Source organism: Microbispora sp. NBRC 16548, assembly GCF_030268985.1.
Lineage (GTDB): Bacteria > Actinomycetota > Actinomycetes > Streptosporangiales > Streptosporangiaceae > Microbispora > Microbispora catharanthi.
Map to the genome: position 1 here is coordinate 288,441 of NZ_BSSF01000011.1, position 17,580 is coordinate 306,020.

20 protein-coding genes are annotated in these 17,580 nt (G+C 66.2%); 12 read left to right on the forward strand and 8 right to left on the reverse strand.

The window, feature by feature from the left end; all coding sequences use genetic code 11:
- Positions 1 to 52: 52 nt before the first annotated feature.
- Both QSK36_RS29220 and QSK36_RS29225 read right to left on the reverse strand, forming a co-directional pair.
- Positions 53 to 922, reverse strand: coding sequence for a phosphotransferase (locus tag QSK36_RS29220; RefSeq protein WP_285784567.1), 870 nt, complete (start codon positions 920 to 922; stop codon positions 53 to 55).
- A complete protein-coding gene (locus QSK36_RS29225; protein ID WP_285784568.1) occupies positions 919 to 2,286 on the reverse strand; it encodes an NsdA family TPR-like regulatory protein in 1,368 nt (455 codons plus the stop codon). The genes QSK36_RS29220 and QSK36_RS29225 overlap by 4 nt, the downstream gene beginning before the upstream one ends.
- A 172-nt stretch (positions 2,287 to 2,458) precedes the next feature.
- On the opposite strand from QSK36_RS29225, the gene QSK36_RS29230 reads away from it, so the two are divergent.
- From QSK36_RS29230 to QSK36_RS29285, 12 genes are all read left to right on the forward strand, one after another.
- Positions 2,459 to 2,923 carry an ATP-binding protein gene (locus QSK36_RS29230; protein ID WP_285784569.1) on the forward strand — a complete coding sequence of 155 codons (465 nt, stop codon included), beginning with the start codon at positions 2,459 to 2,461 and terminating at the stop codon, positions 2,921 to 2,923.
- Positions 2,920 to 3,204, forward strand: coding sequence for a hypothetical protein (locus QSK36_RS29235; RefSeq protein WP_285784570.1), 285 nt, complete (start codon positions 2,920 to 2,922; stop codon positions 3,202 to 3,204). Before QSK36_RS29230 ends, QSK36_RS29235 begins: the two co-directional genes overlap by 4 nt.
- A 99-nt stretch (positions 3,205 to 3,303) precedes the next feature.
- Complete coding sequence (locus QSK36_RS29240) at positions 3,304 to 4,254, forward strand: Gfo/Idh/MocA family protein (RefSeq protein ID WP_285784571.1); 951 nt, start codon at positions 3,304 to 3,306, stop codon at positions 4,252 to 4,254.
- A gap of 47 nt (positions 4,255 to 4,301) precedes the next feature.
- Positions 4,302 to 5,459 (forward strand): radical SAM/SPASM domain-containing protein, encoded by a 1,158-nt coding sequence (locus QSK36_RS29245; RefSeq protein ID WP_285784572.1) that lies wholly within the window; start codon positions 4,302 to 4,304, stop codon positions 5,457 to 5,459.
- Between the two features lie 14 nt (positions 5,460 to 5,473).
- On the forward strand, positions 5,474 to 6,643 hold the full coding sequence (locus tag QSK36_RS29250; protein WP_285784573.1) for an SPASM domain-containing protein: 1,170 nt from the start codon (positions 5,474 to 5,476) through the stop codon (positions 6,641 to 6,643).
- Complete coding sequence (locus tag QSK36_RS29255) at positions 6,640 to 7,755, forward strand: FAD-dependent oxidoreductase (RefSeq protein WP_285784574.1); 1,116 nt, start codon at positions 6,640 to 6,642, stop codon at positions 7,753 to 7,755. The genes QSK36_RS29250 and QSK36_RS29255 overlap by 4 nt, the downstream gene beginning before the upstream one ends.
- Entirely contained in the window at positions 7,755 to 8,450 is a 696-nt protein-coding gene (locus tag QSK36_RS29260) for a WbqC family protein (protein ID WP_285784575.1), read from the forward strand. The genes QSK36_RS29255 and QSK36_RS29260 overlap by 1 nt, the downstream gene beginning before the upstream one ends.
- A complete protein-coding gene (locus QSK36_RS29265; protein WP_285784576.1) occupies positions 8,447 to 9,547 on the forward strand; it encodes a DegT/DnrJ/EryC1/StrS family aminotransferase in 1,101 nt (366 codons plus the stop codon). Before QSK36_RS29260 ends, QSK36_RS29265 begins: the two co-directional genes overlap by 4 nt.
- Before the next feature lie 11 nt (positions 9,548 to 9,558).
- The gene (locus QSK36_RS29270) at positions 9,559 to 10,266 is read left to right on the forward strand and encodes an NTP transferase domain-containing protein (protein ID WP_285784577.1); all 708 of its coding nucleotides are present in this window, start codon (positions 9,559 to 9,561) and stop codon (positions 10,264 to 10,266) included.
- Complete coding sequence (gene murG, locus QSK36_RS29275; RefSeq protein WP_285784578.1) at positions 10,263 to 11,411, forward strand: undecaprenyldiphospho-muramoylpentapeptide beta-N-acetylglucosaminyltransferase; 1,149 nt, start codon at positions 10,263 to 10,265, stop codon at positions 11,409 to 11,411. Before QSK36_RS29270 ends, murG begins: the two co-directional genes overlap by 4 nt.
- A gap of 278 nt (positions 11,412 to 11,689) precedes the next feature.
- Positions 11,690 to 12,583, forward strand: coding sequence for a nucleotidyltransferase domain-containing protein (locus QSK36_RS29280; RefSeq protein ID WP_285784579.1), 894 nt, complete (start codon positions 11,690 to 11,692; stop codon positions 12,581 to 12,583).
- Between the two features lie 3 nt (positions 12,584 to 12,586).
- Positions 12,587 to 13,219, forward strand: a complete 633-nt coding sequence (locus QSK36_RS29285) for a Cap15 family cyclic dinucleotide receptor domain-containing protein (RefSeq protein WP_285784580.1) — start codon at positions 12,587 to 12,589, stop codon at positions 13,217 to 13,219.
- 378 nt (positions 13,220 to 13,597) lie between these two features.
- Here QSK36_RS29285 and QSK36_RS43565 read toward each other — a convergent pair whose 3' ends face one another.
- Genes QSK36_RS43565 through QSK36_RS29310 form a run of 6 tightly spaced genes read right to left on the reverse strand, consistent with a single transcriptional unit; the run spans position 13,598 to position 17,571 of the window.
- Positions 13,598 to 13,882 carry a tetratricopeptide repeat protein gene (locus tag QSK36_RS43565; RefSeq protein ID WP_352241110.1) on the reverse strand — a complete coding sequence of 95 codons (285 nt, stop codon included), beginning with the start codon at positions 13,880 to 13,882 and terminating at the stop codon, positions 13,598 to 13,600.
- Positions 13,883 to 13,903: 21 nt separating this feature from the next.
- Positions 13,904 to 16,114, reverse strand: coding sequence for an AfsR/SARP family transcriptional regulator (locus tag QSK36_RS29290; RefSeq protein WP_285784581.1), 2,211 nt, complete (start codon positions 16,112 to 16,114; stop codon positions 13,904 to 13,906).
- The gene (locus QSK36_RS29295) at positions 16,114 to 16,545 is read right to left on the reverse strand and encodes a pilus assembly protein TadG-related protein (RefSeq protein ID WP_285784582.1); all 432 of its coding nucleotides are present in this window, start codon (positions 16,543 to 16,545) and stop codon (positions 16,114 to 16,116) included. Before QSK36_RS29295 ends, QSK36_RS29290 begins: the two co-directional genes overlap by 1 nt.
- A complete protein-coding gene (locus QSK36_RS29300; protein WP_285784583.1) occupies positions 16,542 to 16,961 on the reverse strand; it encodes a TadE/TadG family type IV pilus assembly protein in 420 nt (139 codons plus the stop codon). The genes QSK36_RS29295 and QSK36_RS29300 overlap by 4 nt, the downstream gene beginning before the upstream one ends.
- Positions 16,958 to 17,362: a TadE family protein gene (locus QSK36_RS29305; protein WP_285784584.1), complete on the reverse strand. Its 405-nt coding sequence runs from the start codon at positions 17,360 to 17,362 to the stop codon at positions 16,958 to 16,960. Before QSK36_RS29305 ends, QSK36_RS29300 begins: the two co-directional genes overlap by 4 nt.
- Complete coding sequence (locus tag QSK36_RS29310; RefSeq protein WP_285784585.1) at positions 17,359 to 17,571, reverse strand: hypothetical protein; 213 nt, start codon at positions 17,569 to 17,571, stop codon at positions 17,359 to 17,361. The genes QSK36_RS29305 and QSK36_RS29310 overlap by 4 nt, the downstream gene beginning before the upstream one ends.
- Positions 17,572 to 17,580: the final 9 nt, after the last annotated feature.

A 17,580-nucleotide genomic window follows, 5' to 3' on the forward strand; every position in this document is an offset into this window, starting at 1 on the left:
CCTCCCAAGCAAGGTCGGCTTCAACGGTACGTCACCGCTCATGAGCGCGCAGCTACTCGTACGGGGTCCACCGGCCCAGGCCGGAAACGCGCAGGTCCTCGATCCTTCTGCTGATCTCACGTGCGACGGACGGACGGCTCGACAGGGCAGGCAGCGCCCCGGTCAACATGGTCAGCTCCCTGGCTTGCCGGAGCAGTGAGAAGGACTCCGCGGCCATGACGTCGAACCCGTACGAGCCCAGGAACTCCTCGACAGAGGGATGGCCGAAACGCAGGCCGTTGACCACCGTGGGCACCAAGTCCCATTCGAGCGGCCCATGGCACATCTGGTCGAGATCGCACAGCACGACCTCATCACCGTGCCAGAGCAGGTTGCCCGCCCAAGCGTCGCCGTGGATGAGTCCGTACGGCAGCCGGTAAGGGTTGGAATGCAACTCCCTGTCCAGACGGTCGCACCACTGCAGGAGGAACTCACGATCGCGGTCAGCGAGCATGCCGACAGCCAGCTGCAGATTGGCCCGCGCATCCGATACCGGGTCCCACGGCGGGAGCGGGAAGGGCGGCAGCTCCTTGTGCAGCCGGCGAAGCAGCGGCGCGAGCCGTACGACGGATGGAGCCCGACCGGGTTGCGGAAGGTACTGCCAGAAGGTGGCGACGGCGCCATCCATGACGACGGTCTCGGGGACGTCCACATGGACACGCACCGCAGGAAACCCGATGTCTTCGAGCCAGTGCGCCATGCGGATCGCCCGCCGAGCCTTGGCCGCAGCTTCAACGGTCGCGATGCGGACGACGGCGTTGGCCCGAGGGAGGTAGTAGACGGCATTCGCACAGATACGAATCAGGCTCGCCCCGCGAGAGTCGACTCCGGCAGCGTGGCAGAGCGCGGACACGATGCCGTCCCCCGAGAGCGCGGCCGTCATCGTGCCAGCTCTCTTCTCGACCCGAGAGCATGGAACTCCTCGATGCGCTCGACCAATGCGCGCGCGTACGAACACCCGCGGAAGCGCGGCTCGGCGCTCACCCAGCGGCGTACTCCCTTTAGGCGCTGGGCGAGACCGTCGATGCGCTGATGCTCGGGCAGGGCCAGGACGTTGGTCACGACAGCCGTCGCGGCCTCCAGATCCCCCTTCAGGAGGTGCCCCACCGTGAGGTCCGAGTAGGCGATCGCCTCGTTCCCGTACGCCCGAAGGTGGGATGGCCCTGTTCGATACAGGGAGACCGCCTGGTCCGCGTAGGCGATGGCTGCGTCGGCGTGGCGCAGGTGCATGTAGGCGCCCGCAGCGAGATAAGAGTGCTTGGCCAGGTCGAAGCGGAACTCTCCGCCGACGCCGTCGTGGACCTCGTCGTAGTCGCCCTTGCGATCCCAGGCACCGCCGATCGCGCGGACGGTCTCCGCCTCCACGCCCATCGCCGCGGACGCCAGGGCCTCGATACTGGCGAGGCGTGCGAAGGCCGTACGGCTGGGGGCGTAACGCTGACCATCCTGCGCGAGGCGCACGGCTGTGTCGGAGGAGCCGCCCCAGTACGCGATCATCGCCTGCAGTCCGCGCACCCATGCCCGCAGCGCCTGGTGCTCGATGACGGCGGCGTAGGTCCATGCGGCCTTCGCCTGAGCCATCGCCGCCGCCTGGTCTCCGAGGTCGAGGCTCGCGTTGGCGAGCAGCCCGCACACCTGCCCGGCCAGCAGCATGAGTTGTGCGGCCTGTCCAGGACGGACACGCGCACCGAGGAGCCGGAAGACCTCACCGCGCAGGTGAAGCATCTGGTGGAAGAGCGGTAGCGGATCGGCGTAGACGTACTCGCTCGCGAGTCGGCGGATCTCGTCCTCAAGGTGTTCCAGGGTGATTGCGCTGATATCGCTGAGCTGCGCCTCGCCGGCGTGCGTGAGCGACTCGCGAGCCACCTCCGTGACGAGAGCGCGCTGATTCACCGGTGGTCGCGTCGGCTCGTCCGATGGGCCGTACGAGCGCGCAAACCCGAGCTGTACGGGTCCGGTGAGGAACAGCCGGCAGAGCAGGTCCTGATAGTCGGCGCTCGGCAGATGCTCGCCCTCCCATTCGATCCAGGAACGGACCGTGAGACCTCGAGCACCGAGCCCTTCGCGCGTGCACATCTCGTGGAAGGACTCGACGGCCTTCTCGATGGTCCAGCCCCTGGCCAGTCGGTGTGCTTTCAGGGCTGAGTGGCCGCAGCAGGCACGTATGTCCTGCGCGATCGCGTTGGGGGACCTGTCCGAATCCCCCGTCCGGATCCTCCTGGCGCATTCCAGGTCGTGACCAGGCATATGCCGACGGTAGATCAGAAAGCCCTATCGGAGCGGCTCCTCACGGGTGTGGATTCACCGCACCTCCGGTGTGGATTCGCCGCCCTTCGGCGCGGTCACCTCTCGCTACCCACGGTGATCGGGTGGCGACACCTTTGGAGCACCGCACATTCAGCAGAGGGAGGCGGATTCGGTGACTCTAGTCCGGGAACGGGCGGCCATCATTGCCGCCTGGCCGCTGCGGGAGGACGCCCGGGCCGCGGCTCAGGCGCGTCAACTGATCAGGGGAGCGCTCACCGCACTGGGCGTCCAGGCGGATCTGGTGGACGACGCCGTTCTCATGGTGAGCGAGCTCGTCGGCAACGCCGTGCTGTATGGAGATGCTCCCTTCGAGCTCGTGCTGCGGTCCGAGCAGGACGAGCTCCACGTCGAAGTGCTCGACAACGGCACCATCAACCCGGTCATGCGCGTGGCCGGCCCCGAGGAGGAGCACGGCCGCGGGCTCGCCATCGTCCGCGAGGTGTCGAAAGCCCGCTGCGGCTGCCGACATGGCGTCCCCTTCCCGACGAGGGAGGACGTGTACGGGAAGTCCGTCTGGTTCGCCATTCCCATGCGCTGTCAGGTCCCCGTCCCATGCCTCTCGGGAGATCCGCTATGACAATCACTCCGGAGGAGGCTGCCTCCTGGCTGGAGAAGCTGGGCGCCGAACTGGAGAGCCGCGGCTTCTCCGCCCGACTGCGCGCCGGTGTGGGCCGGACGCCCTGCCTCCATGTGATCAACCTCGCCGCACCTGTGATGAGCGAAACCGTGATGGTCGCCGTCGATGGTGATGACGAGTCGTGCTTCTACTTCCCCTGGCCAGAGCGAATCGCACCGGTAAGCGATCTCGTCACGGCAGCCGATTGGGTCGAGCGTGTGCTCGCCGAGGTCGGTCGATAGACCGGCGTGGCGGCGTGGACTCCGAGCCCCCACGAGGTTCCACGCCGCCCGCCTCCCATTCCTGTCAGCTGTACGAATTCTCGAACTGGCGGTTCGGCGATGAAGAGAAGTCTCCGGGCGGCGGTCATCGGCCTCGGTTCGGCGGGAAGCGCCCACGCAAGGATCCTGCGTTCACTGGAACACGTCACCCTGGTCGCCGTCGCGGACACAGAGCCGACACGACTCGGGGAGTTCGACGGCGTGCACTCCGTACGCAACATCGACGAGTTGCTGCACCTGGAGTTGGATTACTGCGTTGTCGCCACTCCAACCGCTGATCATGAGCGGATCGGACTTGCCCTCGCGACGGCCGGAATCCACGCCCTCATCGAAAGGCCCCTCGCCCCCTCGGCGCCGGCCGCCATACGCCTGGCCCGGGCGTTCGAAGGTGCGGGTCTGGTCGGCGCCGTGGTCCACATCGAACGGTACGACACAACGGTGAAGGAGCTGGGTCTGCGCCTGCGCCGCGGGGACTTCGGCGCCGTCTACCAGGTAGCCGTCCGCAGGCACGAGGGCTGTGCAGAACGCGCCGACGTCGTGACGAGCATGGGGGCCGACATCATCGACCTGGCCATGTGGCTCATCGGCCGCCACGTCACATCCGTCGCAGCCAACGCGAGCCGTGACGGTGCTCCTCGGTACGAGGACCACGCCGTGATCCTGCTGCGGCTCAGCGGCGGCGAGATCGCGAACATCGAGATCAGTAGGAGCTCTCCGCATCGTGAGTGGGTTGTCGTCGTGAGAACCGCCAGCGGCTGCGTCGAGGCCGACGCGCTGACACGCACCCTCACCTACTACGCCGAAGACAAGACCATCAGCTACGAGGTACCGATCAGCGAGCCGCTCCGAAGCCAGCACGAAGCATTCCGGGACGCGCTGCTGGGCCTGCCGAGCGACATCGCGATGTTGCGCGAGGGCGCCGCCGTCGTTGCGGCGACTGAGGCGGTCCTCACTTCGGCACGCATGGGCGCCTGTGTCACACCCGCTGATCACTTTCTCACTCCCGGGTGAACGCAGATCTGCCGATCCGTTCGACGTCTTCAGAGAGGACGAGTTACGTGAGCAGGAAGACACTGCCGCTGCTACCGGCAGACCAGATGATCAATGAGGACGTGGCTACGCTCACGTCGGGAATCCGCAGCTTGGCCGAAGAGGTCGGCTACAAGTACGCGGCTATCGAACGAACCCACCGATTCCGGTTCCTGTTCGACCCGATGCGCCTTCTGGCCCAGGACGCACAGCTACTCGCGTACCTGGACGGCAAGAACGCCTTTCCGACGAGTGTCGAGCTCGACCCGAGCAATGTGTGCAACCACGACTGCTCGTTCTGCATCTACCACTCGATGCACTCGGCAGAGCGTGGCGAGCGTCTCGAAACCGCAGTCCTGTTTCGCGTGATCGACGAGTTGGCCGAGCTGGGCTGCCGATCGATCCTCTTCGTCGGGGGCGGAGAGCCGATGACACATCCCGCCACTGTGGACGCGATCGAGCGGGCCGCTGGACACGGGATGTCGGTCGGCCTGGTCACGAACGGCTCCCGAGTCTTCCCCGAACATGCCGTTCGGCTCAAGCAGGCCGCCACCTACGTCCGGTTCAGCCTCGACGCCGCCGACCCTCGGCTGCACGCCCGGCTGCACCGCAACGACGATCACCACAGGATCATCGCCAACCTGCGCGCGCTGGCAAAGGCCGACGGTCCCTGCACGGTCGGCACCGGGTTCTTCATCAACGAGGTCAACGTCGGCGACATCCTGGCCTGCGGACGGCTGGTGAAGGACTGCGGTGCCGACTACATCCAGTACAAGTCGTACTCCGGAGTCGCCATTGCCCCGGAGCTGCACGAGCGGATGCTTCGGGAGCTGGCCGAAGCCATCGAGCTGGATGACGAGACGTTCGACGTGCACATCGTGGACCGGATCTTCGACAACGCAGTGCACCAGGTTCGTGGCTACAGCCGCTGCCACTGGCAGGCGTTCAAGCCGGTGATCGGAGCGGACGGCTCGGTGTACCTGTGCGCCCAGAAGCGAACGAGCACCGACGGGATCATCGGCAACGTCACCACCGCCTCGCTGTCGGAGATCTGGCATGGAGAGCAGCGCCGCCAGGTCCTGACCGAGCTCGACCTGAAAAGGTGCCCGTTCTGCGTCCACGATCGGCAGAACAAGCTGATCGAGTTCCTCGGCTCCTTCACCGCCCCACACAGGGCCTTCTTCTAGCCACGGAGGTCCTGATGAAGGGATTCGAGCTCATCACGGCAACGGCCAGACCTGCCGACTACTGGTCAGGGGTCAAAGCCCTCTATGCAGCGGCCGAGGCGAAGGCCGTTGACCCGGACGTCTTCGACGGCGGAATCTCCATCCGGCCCGCACCTTGGTCACTGGAGCTGTACCCGACGATGGCCTGCAACGTGTCCTGCGTCCACTGCTACGCCCAGACGCGCAATGAGCAGTACGGCTTCGCCGGCATGAGCACCGAGATGATGGACCGTCTGCATGCCTCGATCGCGCGGATGGGTGTGCGCGGCGTCCAGTACTGCGGCGGCGGAGAGCCCACCCTGTGGCATGGCGGAAAGGTCGCCGACTACATAGCGGGGCTGCCGGAGCAGGCCCGTGCCGGCATGGCTTCGAACCTGATCAAAGGTCATGTCCTCGCCCGTGCCGACGTGCTGGCCAAGATGACGTTCATCGAGGCCGCCGTGTTCGGCTACGACGACGCCAGCTATACGGAGGTCGCAGGTGGTCGCGGCGGACACACCGCAATGACCCGCGCCGTACGAGCGATCCTGGACGGCCGGGACAGGGCCGGCCTCAGCACTCCCGTCGTCAACGCCAAGGTGCTCATCAACAACCGCAACTACACCTGGCTGCCCCGCATCTACGACTGGGCAATTTCGACGGGCTTCGACAACGTCCATCTCCGTCTGGTGGACGACTACGAGGGCATCGGCGGGTTCACCCTCGACGACGCCCAACGCGCGGAGTTCCGCGAGCTGCTGAGCACGTTCGCGAAGGATCAGGGGATCACCGCCTGGCTCGACCAGCTCGGTCTCATCATGGGAGACAAGGGGGCGGCCGGGGACCATCGCTGGTGTTGGACGGTGGCGATCGGGCTGAACTGCTGGGTCCTGGCGAACGGCGAGGTGTACGCGTGCGGACCCCAGTGGGGACGGCCCGATTACCTCATCGGCACCCTTCAGGAGGACGACCTGGAGGACATCTGGGGAGGTGAACGGCACCGTCAGGTCGCCCAGCGGCTCATCGACTCCATGGCTACGAGTCGCTGCTTCGCCACCGGCTGCCGGCACATCAAGCAGACGATGGCCATCGACGCCTGGCGTGCCGGCGCCCTGCCCACGCCGCCGGCCGACGAGTTCGCACCTCGCCACGCGTGGTTCCTATGACGTACGACGTGGTCATCGTCGGAGCCGGCCTGTTCGGCATCGTCACCGCTCAGCACCTGGCCGAACACGGTATGAGCATCGCACTCGTGGAACGCGATACGCGGATCGGCGGCCTGTGCCGTTCGGAACGCCACTCTACGGGGATCGAGTTCTGCCCGTACGGCACCCACGTCATGGCCACCGACGACCTGAGCATCTGGCGGTATCTGTCGCGCTTCGCCGAATGGATGGACTATCGACACACGGTTCACGCCCTGGTCGACGGACATCTGATCCCGATGCCGATCGGGCTCACGGCGATCCGCCACTGTTACGGGCAGGAATTCGACCCCGAAGAGGCGCGTCGGAGCGTGAATCGAGACGCCGCACCATACCGGAATCGCCTGCCGGCGACCGTCGAGGATGTCGCGCTGGCCAGCCTCGGTCCACGGCTGTACGAGATGTTCGTCGCCGCGTACGTGACCAAGCAATGGGGTGTGCATCCGTCCCAGCTCGTTGCCGAGGTCTTCAGCAGCCGCTTCGCGATCCGTTTCGATGACGAGGACGGCTATCGCCGGCGCCGGTTCGAAGGCCTGCCCGCCGACGGCTACGGGGCCATGTTCACCCGCATGGTCAGCTCCCCGCTGATCGACCTGTACATGAGCCATCACGGGCCATGGCCGCGTTCACGGCACGTCTGCGTCTACACCGGACCGCTCGACGCCTACTTCGGCCACCGGTACGGCAAGCTGGCACGCCGACGAGTCGCCCTGGATTGGCGTGAGGCCAACCAGGTTCCCGGCGTTCCGGTGACGACGCACCCCGATGCGGCTACTCCTCACTACCGCACACATCGGCCCGACCTGCTGCCCTGGAACCATGCTCCTGCTGTAGCCCTGGTCGGGACCGAGCGAGCGGGCGACGGGGAGCATGTCGTCGAATTCGTGCTTCGCACCCCTGCCAATACGGCGCTGATACGCCGTTACCGAGAACTGTCCGACGCCACCACCGGCGTGGTGTTCGCCGGCCGAGGCGCGGGCGCCGACTTCTACCTGGACATGGGGCAGACGGTCGCGGCGGCGCTCAGCTGCGCCCACCAGCTCGTCTCGCGCGCCGGCAAGGAGATCGCCTGATGGGCCTCGTCGTCGCGATTCACCAGCCTCACTACCTGCCGTATCCAGGGTTCTTCGACAAGATGCAGCGCGCCGACCTGTTCGTCTACCTCGACCACGTCGCATTCACCCCTGGATGGCAGAACCGCAACTACATCAAGACCAGCACCGGTCGTACGCGGCTGACCGTCCCCGTCGCGCGCCGCTCTCGCGGCGGTCCCATCCGAAGGGCGTCGATCGCGCCAGGAGACGACTGGCAGAGACGACATGAGGCCACAATCCGGCAGGCCTACGCCCGAGCCCTCCATCTGGACATGTGCACGGAGCTGCTCGGCCTGCTGTACCACCACCAGTGGACCAACCTCGGCATGCTGAACCTGGCCTGCGATCTCCATCTGACCCGGATGCTCGGCATCACCACTCCGTGGGTGCTCAGCAGTAGCCTCGGTGAGTTCAGCCAGACGAAAACCGTCCTCCTCGCGGAAATCTGCCGCCGTCTCGGGGCCGCAACCTACCTTGCGGGCGACGGCTGCGCCTCGTACCTCGACCCTGAGGTCCTGGAGGCGGCGGGGATCGAACTGCGCTGGCAGGGCTATCGCCCACCGCGCTATCTCCAGCTCCACGAGGGCTTCCTGGACAACCTGAGCGTCCTCGACCTGCTGATGAACGCCGGTCCGCAGGCTGGGCGGATCCTCACGTCAGGGGAGCCGGCATGACGAAGATCGCGTCCTGGAGGACGCTCGTCCTGCCGGAGGTCCGCGACGCCATCAGCGATGACGTCGCGAGGATCATCGACTCAGGTCTACTTCGTGGTGGCCCGCATACGAGAAGGCTGGAGGAACGTCTCGGCGCCGACTGGAACCGCCACGCCGTGGTCGTCGGGAGCGGCATGGACGCCCTCGAACTCATCCTTGAGGACCTTGACCTCGTGAACCGCCAGGTCCTGGTCCCGGCCAACTGCTTCGTCGCGATCCCGGGTCTTGTCGCCCGGCTCGGCGGTATCCCGGTGCCGGTTCCCATCGATGCCGTACGGCTTGCTCCGCTCATTGACCCGGACACCGTCAGCGGGCGGGCCGTGGTGATCTGGATTCACCACGGTGGCATGGTCGGTGAGCACGCCGATGCCGCCCTCGGCGCGCTTCGTGCGCGAGGGTGCCTGGTGATCGAGGACTGCGCCTATCTCCTTCCCGGCCCGAGGCCCGGCTCCGGACCAGGGGTCTGGGGAGATGTCACGATCATGTCGTTCGCGCCCACGAAACCGATCTGCGGGAGCGGCGGCGGAGCCGTACTGACCCGCGATGAGCGTCTCTCCGAGCGAATCGCCGCCCGTCGTTCGCACAGCGGGCAGGAACACCGATGGGCGGTCGGCGACAGCATCTACCGCTTCCGGGGGATGAGCGAGATCGAAGCGATGATCGCCTATCACCAGTGGGAGCAGCGTGAACTTCTGCGTGCCTGCCTGCAGTGCGTCGCGGAGACCTACCAACAAGCTCTCCCCCCGGCTGTCGTGATGCCGGGCCGTACTCCTCAGGCCACCCAGAGCCGCTACGCCGTCCACCTTCCGAATCCGATGCCTGACCTACGGGAAAGGCTCGCGAGGCATGGGGTTGCCAGCTCGGTCATGTTCGACCGGCCGTGGTTCGACTACCCGACCCTCGCGGTCCACCAGGGCGAAGAGGACTGGGGTGAGGTTCGGGACTTGCTGGTGCGCACGCTGTTCCTCCCCTTCCATCCCTCGCTCAGCACAGCCGACTGCATGACCGTGGCGGACGCCCTTAAGAACTGCCTTCTGGCAGAAGACCTGGAGAGGTGAAAGACCAGCTTATGATCGCCATCCTGCTCGCCGGAGGCAGTGGCACCCGCCTCGGCCGCGACAAGGCGACCCTTCGGTTGGGCGGCGAGACCTTGCTGCAACGACACATGCGCCAGGCTGCCCGCGCGGGGGTTCACCGCTTCCTGGTCATCGCGAATCCGGGGAACGTGCAGCAAATCAAGGCGGACGTCGCTGCCACCGGTTATCGCGACGTCAAGGTTTGCTTGCAGGAGGGCCTCACCGCGGATGGTGCCGCACTCACCGGACTGCGGCGTGTCCGTACGGCCGGCTCCGTGTTCGTGAGCGGGATCACCGACCTGGTCCCCGACGACACTTATGAGCGGCTGGCCGCCTGCCCGTCGCCGATCGCTGTGACAACCGCGGTGCTCCAGAGCACCTTCATCGGCGGCATGCTCACCCTCGGCCCCGATTTCCGCGTCACCAGAATCGTCGAGCGCCCTGCCGGCGGCTGCCCGCCCGGAGCCTGGGCCAACATCTGGGTTCACCGCATCAATGGCGCCCGCCTCGTCCGAGAGCTGACTGCCACGCTCGCGGACTTGGGGTACTACGAGGTCTCCATGAGCGTGTTGTTCGCCCGCGGACACCAGGGCATGGCCGTACCCGTGGAACAGTGGGTGCCGATCAAGACCCCCGAAACGATCCGCCAGGCCGGCGCTCGCTTCGGCCTTGCCGTACCTATGGAGGAGACGACCGCATGACAGCCGCGCGGAAGATCCGGATGCTCGTCACCGGAGGCGGGACCGGCGGACATACCTATCCCGCGCTCACGACCATCACGGCCGTCCGCCAGCACGCCGCCGGGCAGGGCCGCGACGTGGACGTGCTGTGGGTGGGCACGGCGGACGGCCTGGAAGCGCGGATCGCGGCGGAGCACCACATCCCGTTCAAGGCGATCAGCGCGGGCAAGGTCAGACGCTCACCCAACCTCCGAGAGCTCGGTCAGAACGTGATCGACCTGTTCAAGATCCCGGTCGGCGTGCTGCAGGCCGCCGGCATAGCCGCCCGCTACCGGCCGGATGTGGTGTTGTCGACGGGAGGGTATGTCAGCGTGCCTCTCGGCCTCGCCGCTCGCATTCTCGGCCGCCCGCTGGTCATGCACGAGCAGATCACCTCACTCGGCCTGGCGAACCGCATCCTGGCGCGCGTGGCCACGACGGTCGCGCTCACCCACCCCACCTCCATCGACCATCTCCCTCAGCGCGCACGTGCACGGGCTGTGGTCACGGGCAACCCGATCCGCCCCCAGCTCCTGAACGGAAACCCCGCCTGGGCGCACGAGAGGTACGGCCTGGCCCCGGACCTGCCGCTCGTCTACGTGACAGGCGGCGCCCAGGGCAGCCGGCAGATCAACACCCTGATCGAGCAGATACTCCCCTCGCTGCTCACCCATACCCAGGTGCTTCACCAGTGCGGCCGGGACTGGATCAGCCATCTCACCGAGGTCGCCGCCAACCTCCCCGCCGAGATCGGTGAGCGCTATCACCCCACGGCGTACGTCGGTGAGGAACTGCCTGATGTGTATGCCGCCGCGGACGTCGCCGTCTCCCGCAGCGGCGCGGGAACCGTGGCCGAGCTGGTGGCGGTTGGGAAGCCGTCCGTCCTCATCCCCCTGGTCCCCGCTGCCGGAGACGAGCAGCGCAACAATGCCCGCTACCTTGTCCAGGCCGGAGCCGCTCGCGCCCTACTCGAACCCGACCCGACCCCGCAGCAGCTCCTGGCCGAACTTGACGAGCTCCTCCTTGCCCCTGGCCTTCGAGCGCGCATGACCGATGCTGCTAAAGCCCTCGGCCGACCCGACGCCGCCGACGCCCTCGCCAAGGTCATCCTCAACCAAGCAAAGTAACCCTCGCTGCGGGGTGTGCCGGCATTCCGGGGCGGTTGAGCGTGATCCACGAGATCAGCTCGTTTTGGGTGCGGCCGGCTGCGAAGGCGAAGCCGTGGGTGCGTGGAATGTGTGCCCCGACACCAGGTGCGCCCGGCTGTCGTATGGGCAGGCTCGCGCGATCACCGAGACGGGACGGTTTCAGGATGCTTCGAGACTTGACCCAGTGCAGAACTTCTGCGACGAATTGTCAGTCGCATGTCCTACGTTGAGCAACCAACCAACGACAGGGAGATGCTATGGCGATTTCGGAAAGCGAACGCAGGAGCTGGACGACCCCGGGGGCGCAGGATGCCGCCCAACGTACCTATGCCTCCGTCAAGGCCGCTCTTGACCGATCCCCGTCCCTGTCCGTACTGGACTGGGAGGTCTTCCTGCAGGGGTCGTACGCGAACGCGACGAACACACGGGGCGACTCCGATGTGGACATCGTCGTCATGCTGAAGTCGATCTACATCCCGGACGGGACGCAGCTACCTCCCTCCGACAAGATCCGCTTTGAGAACCGGCGGCGGGGCACCACGACGATGACAGCAGCAACCTTCCGCAGCCTTGTGCAACAAGCGCTGAGCGACTATTACGGCTCCGAGCGCGTTCATCCCAGGAACAAGTGCCTGCGGGTGGATAAGCGTGACGGTTACGTCGATGCAGACGTGGTGCCGGCGCTGCAGCATAGGAGATTCCTCTCCTACCCTGCGTACGGCGATCCGCCCTTCATCGAGGGCATCGCGATCAACCCGCTGCAGGGTGGACGGATCATCAACTACCCCAAGAGGCACCGGGACAACGGCCAGGCCAAGAACACCAGGTGCCGGGATAAGTACAAGCCCACGGTGCGGCAGGTCAAGCGCCTTCGGAGGCGAGCGGTTGATCTGGGACTGGTGGACAAGAGGGCGGCCCCGGGATACCTGCTGGAGTGCCTGGTCTACAACGTGCCCAACCACCTCTTCGTAGCCGACGACTCTGTCCGGCTCTCGAACGTGATGATGTGGCTAGCTCAGTACTCGGGCGCTGAGCTGGCCGCTCTGTGCGTAAGCTGCGATGAGGTACATCGCCTGTTCATGAACGACCCCGGCCAGCACAACCAGCACACCACCGAGCGCGTCCTCAAGGCCTTGTGGAGGTTGCTCTAGACCATGCACGCCTATAGCAGCAGCGACAGCCGAGCTCAGGCGCTCGGCACGATCGCCTTCCTTGCGGTCCTGCTGGCCATGGCCGCCAATGCCCTGACCGACGCTCTGGGCATCGGGCCAGCCTGGCTGATCAGCGCCCCCACCGTCGCCGCTGCTTTTGGTCTTCTCTACCGCTTCATCGACACCGTCGCCTGGCGTTGGCCGTTGCTGCATCGGCTCGGCATCATCCAGGTCCCCGTCATGGAGGGGAGGTACGAGGGGTACCTCGTATCGTCCTATAACCAGACGCGGCTTCCTATTCGGATCTGCATCGACCAAACCTGGACGCGCATCGCGATCCGTTTCGACGTACTGGAACCGAGGTCGTCCACGTCCTATTCGATCACCGCGGGTCTCGGCATGGATGGGCATAATCATGCGCGTCTGACGTACACCTACCGTAATCAGACCCGCCCCGGGGTGGCCGAGGCGGACATGAATGATCACGACGGTACGGCCGAGGTCGTCCTGGACGGCACGACCGGCGAGCTTACCGGCCGCTACTTCAACTTCCGAGGTCGACAAGGAACCCTGGCCCTTATCCGATCCATTGGAGAACCCGGTGGTGACCCAGGGACGGTCAGAGTCGAGCGGTGACGGTACTCGCATCGCCGCGAACAAGTTCCTCCGACTGAATAACCCGCTATCGGCGGACGGTCATTCTTACCAGCACGCCCGCGATCACGTCATGGTGGCCACCGTGAGCCGGGCCGACGCCCTGCGGATGCTCAGCCGGAGCTGGAAGCAGCCGACGGAGCCGGAGGGCGGGCGCGGACCTCGGGGTGGGCTCGCGGGCGGGGCGATATCCATGACCGGGAAGGATCCCGTTGTGTATGCAGTAGCCCGGCGGCTCGCCTTGGACTGGGTCATCGCCGAAGGGTAGTCAACACAAGCTCACGGTCTCGCCGCTGCCCAGGGTGACCTTGGCGTTGGTTATCTCCTCACCGTACTTCGCCTTGCGAGCAGGGCTGGGCTTCAGGGCTCCTCGTTACCAGCGAACAGCGAAGCGAGAGTTTTTTCTGTTTTGGGATTGGGCGGAAGCCCGAGGCCAGCTTGGCACTGGCGGAGCAGCTTGGCGGTTCGACGTGCGTCGTCCCTGCGGCCGAGGCCCAGCTGCAGGCGGATGATGCGGAGGTAGGTCTCCTCGGTGTCGGGATCCAGCGCGCGAGCTCTCTCCAGGGCGTAAAGTGCCTGCTCAGGATCGTCATCGCCGCACAGTTCGGCGAGTTGGCTCAGGACGTCGGCCTGCGACCGGGTCAGCGGGTAGCGGTGCTCGTCAAGTCACTCCGTCTCCAGGCCGTGCGCCAGCTCTCCGTTGCACGACTCCGCGGCCTTCAGGAGCGCCGACAGCTTGGCACCAGGATCGGAGGCCGCTTTAAGTTCCCCCAGAGCCGCCTGGTAGTCCCATAGATCGACACTGACCAGTGCTGGGTCAATGCGGTAGGTCGCGCCCTCCTGAGTGGTCGACGCGTTGATGAACGGCGCTCTCTTCCGGTCGCGATTCTCGTAGCCGGTGGCGGTGACCAGCGCGTTTCGAAGGTGCCGAAGCGTGTTGTGCACGTCCTTGCCCGTGTCCTCGGGCCACAGGGCTGTTGTGAGCCGGTCACGAGTGACTCCTGCCGGATGGAGAGCGAGGAACACGAGCGCGTTGAGCTGCAGCCAGCCGAGCTCAAGCGGATTAGACCGACCACGCACGTGGACGGTCGGAGGGCCCAGTACCGAAAGGCGAACCAACTGCGGTCCATCCCAGACTTCAGGTGTTGAGCTCTGCGAAGGCTCTTCCACGACGGCTGTGAGCTCCTCCTCCGGCAGTAGCTCTCGCAGATGCGCTGCGGCTTCGTCCTCGTTGATGTGGAAGAGAGCGGCCCCGGAGATCGCGGCGGCGAGTTGGCCCTCGACCTTGACGACCTGGTGATCCTCACTGACCTCGCATGTCGTGCCGCATGGCCAGTCGCCGAGAAGTAGCGCGGCGACTCCTGTCGTAGAGGAGGTGACCAGGGGAGCGGAGACCCGGTCGAATACTTCGTCGTCGACTTCGGCTATGAGGACGATGGTCGGTAAGACTTCTCCGGGATCCCGCTCGCGCAGTTCCTCGATGTTGGTTGCCTCGCGTTCGAGCAGCATGCGCTTCCGTGTGAAGTACGTCTGCTCGAAGTGCTGGAGCGCGGCATCCACTGTGGGCGTGACCACCAGACCAGGTAGCGAGTCGCTCATCGCAGACAGTTCCTCGGCCGGAATCCCAGAGACGCTCCCCGCCAGTTCACTGCACACCACGACCTCTATGCGGAAGTTGCTCGACTGCCGGACCATGTCGACCAGGAGGTAGCGGACGACGTCCTGAGCACCGTCTCCGGTAAGGCTTAGCCCGGGACCGGTAAACGCGATCTCGACAGGAGAACCGTCGGCACGCCTCCCGATGGGGAGCTTCTGCGGTACGTCGATGGAGTGCGCGGCGCGCAGGAGTTCGATGTATGAGGGAGGCTGCTCGCCGCGCTGGGTGAAGGTGCGCGCGTGCGCGCGGCGGACTTCGGCCACAGCAGGATCCGGCTTCGGCTCAGGCGTGACGACGACGGGATCCGACGCCGGCGGCGGGGTGTGGCGCCGACGCCGACGCACCCGGTTGGCCACGTATGCCGTGCTGATGCCCGCCGCATAGCCCAAGGCCACAAGAGAGCCGGACTCCAGCTCGATGGCACTGCGACCGTCCTGTTCCACAGAGCTGTGAACCGGCGGCGGAGCGAGCGGTGTCAGCTCATGCCCGCCCTCCACGTGGACAGCAGGGAACTCAGGACCGGGCCTCGTCGGCTGGAGGCTCTCCAAGGGGCGGGACGCTTCGCGCTCAGGCTTCCTGACCTGGTACGGGAGCCGAAGCTTCCAGCCAGGATGGATAACCGACGGATCGGTGAACCTGTGCCCGTCCGGCTGGGCGGAGCCGGCGTTGAGCTTCCAAAGCCGTTTCCACTGTCGCGGGCTGCCCAGCTTGTCGCCAGCGATCTCCCACAGGCTGTCGCCCTGCTTCACCCGATAGACGGGATCCTGCGCCGGAGACGGCTCGTCCGAGACGACATCACCACCGAGAGCATGTGACGGTGCCATGGCGACGACAGGAGGTGGAGCAGCCTCCGCCGCCATCGCGGCCGGGGCGGTGGCGACGAGCGAGGCGGAAGCCACGAGATAGGCAGCAAGACGCTGCAGCCCACCCAGACCCGGCAACCGAGGGACGAACCTTGCCCCGGTGAGCCGGGCACCGATCTCGCAGAGCACCGAGAGCGAGAACGCCGCCCACGCTCCCCAGGTGACGAGCTTCAGGACGGCGATGAACAGGGTGCCGTCATCCCGAGCGGTCAGCCTCTCACCAACCTCCTGAACAGTCGGGATGTGATCAGGCAACGGAGAGCCCGCGAGTCGGTAGAACAGAATCGGAAAGCCGACGACGATGCAGGTGAGTGCGATCGTCGCGGCCAGTGCGCGTAGTAGGCGGGACAGCGTCATCAGCGCGGCCTTTCGACGCCGGAGACGAGGTCAGCGGTGGCAGTTGCAGTCATGGACACTGAGGAGAGACCGACCAACGAGAGCAGCCAGGTCCGTTTGGTGACCCTGACGCGCACTCGGATCGAGCCCGGGCCTGTGATCGCCGCGGTGCCGGGGCGGCCCGAAGCTCGGATGTATGCCTGAGCCGCCCGGACGGCAGCGCTGCGATCGATCGTGAACTCTCGGCCCTCGTATACGGCGCGGCGGTCGATCTGTCCTGCTCCGGCCCGGGCCGCTTCCTCGGCGATGCCCACCGCTTCCCAGCCGGCCCGCAGCTTGGCGCCTCCGTCCACGGCCAGGCCGACGAAGAGCATGAGAACCACGATGAAGATGAGCGCGTACGGCGTGATCGACCCGCGTTCTGCCTCGGGAGCGAAGAAGAGGGTCCTCATGCTTCCCTCCCCCGGTACGGATCAAGTGGGCTTGTGAAGGTGGCGCGGCGCGCGACGCTGCCTGGCAGACCGGGAAAGACGACATCATCCAGTGGTACGGAGCACGAAACCGTCGCGGACACGTTCGCGGGACTCCCCACCGGCCGGCTGAACCCCGAGGTGCTCACGCGAACGCTTACCGAGACGCACCGGACACCCTGGCTGCTCAACGACTCGCGGGCGCTGGCCTCGGCTCTTCCGCCGGCCTCGGCGGCGGACCGCGCAATGGACGCCTGGCGAGCGGCGTCGCGCGCTGCCGCCTCTACCGCTGCGCTTGCGACCGTGATCCTCCCACCGGCCACGCCAAGGAGGATGACCAGGAAGATGGCCGTTATGGCGAGCATCGCCTCTACCGTGGCGCTGCCGCGGTCGTTCATGACGCCTGCCCCGGAGTGGTGAAGCGCTCAATGGCTCCCGCGGCCTCCTCCGAGACCTGGATCGACGGCAGGAACGGGACGAGCGAGAGCGCCTCCCCCCGGACCGTGACCCGTACGGTCGTCGCATCTCCGCGGCTGCTGGATCTGATGGAGTGCAGGAACCCGCCGGCTGTCCGTTCGGCGTAACTTCTGGCCACGCTGTCGCTGGCCGTACGGGAACCGCCGTCGGTGCGCGCGGCGCGTACGCCTTGCTGGGCGGCGGCGAGCGCGACCGACTGGGCGAAGAACAGCAGGCAGAGCTGCATGCAGACGAGAATCGTGAGCATGACGGCAGGCAGGGCGATCATCACTTCCGTGGCGATCGATCCCTGATCGGCCCTGCACCTCACAATGCGGGTCACAGGTTGATCGAGTTGGCCTTGGAGATGATTTTCGCGGTGACGATGCCCATGACGGTGAGCGCCACCAGTACGAGCGCAGCAATGATGATCATTGCTTCGGCGGACATCGCCCCCCTGTCGGGATCCCGGCGGACCCGTTCGAGCCGGTCCAGCAGGAGCCTCTTGAGGGCGAGCCAGTAGGCGGCCTCCGGTGGCAGGAGAGGGGACATGCGGCATCT

Coding starts and splice junctions, on each gene's coding strand:
- QSK36_RS29250 (WP_285784573.1), top strand. CDS start 5,474: ATGAAGGGATTCGAGCTCATCACGGCAACGGCCAGACCTGCCGACTAC.
- QSK36_RS29290 (WP_285784581.1), bottom strand. CDS start 16,114: ATGACGCTGTCCCGCCTACTACGCGCACTGGCCGCGACGATCGCACTC.
- QSK36_RS29220 (WP_285784567.1), bottom strand. CDS start 922: ATGACGGCCGCGCTCTCGGGGGACGGCATCGTGTCCGCGCTCTGCCAC.
- QSK36_RS29240 (WP_285784571.1), top strand. CDS start 3,304: ATGAAGAGAAGTCTCCGGGCGGCGGTCATCGGCCTCGGTTCGGCGGGA.
- QSK36_RS29260 (WP_285784575.1), top strand. CDS start 7,755: ATGGGCCTCGTCGTCGCGATTCACCAGCCTCACTACCTGCCGTATCCA.
- QSK36_RS29235 (WP_285784570.1), top strand. CDS start 2,920: ATGACAATCACTCCGGAGGAGGCTGCCTCCTGGCTGGAGAAGCTGGGC.
- QSK36_RS29255 (WP_285784574.1), top strand. CDS start 6,640: ATGACGTACGACGTGGTCATCGTCGGAGCCGGCCTGTTCGGCATCGTC.
- QSK36_RS29280 (WP_285784579.1), top strand. CDS start 11,690: ATGGCGATTTCGGAAAGCGAACGCAGGAGCTGGACGACCCCGGGGGCG.
- QSK36_RS29225 (WP_285784568.1), bottom strand. CDS start 2,286: ATGCCTGGTCACGACCTGGAATGCGCCAGGAGGATCCGGACGGGGGAT.
- QSK36_RS29285 (WP_285784580.1), top strand. CDS start 12,587: ATGCACGCCTATAGCAGCAGCGACAGCCGAGCTCAGGCGCTCGGCACG.
- QSK36_RS29265 (WP_285784576.1), top strand. CDS start 8,447: ATGACGAAGATCGCGTCCTGGAGGACGCTCGTCCTGCCGGAGGTCCGC.
- QSK36_RS29295 (WP_285784582.1), bottom strand. CDS start 16,545: ATGAGGACCCTCTTCTTCGCTCCCGAGGCAGAACGCGGGTCGATCACG.
- murG (WP_285784578.1), top strand. CDS start 10,263: ATGACAGCCGCGCGGAAGATCCGGATGCTCGTCACCGGAGGCGGGACC.
- QSK36_RS29300 (WP_285784583.1), bottom strand. CDS start 16,961: ATGAACGACCGCGGCAGCGCCACGGTAGAGGCGATGCTCGCCATAACG.
- QSK36_RS29310 (WP_285784585.1), bottom strand. CDS start 17,571: ATGTCCCCTCTCCTGCCACCGGAGGCCGCCTACTGGCTCGCCCTCAAG.
- QSK36_RS29270 (WP_285784577.1), top strand. CDS start 9,559: ATGATCGCCATCCTGCTCGCCGGAGGCAGTGGCACCCGCCTCGGCCGC.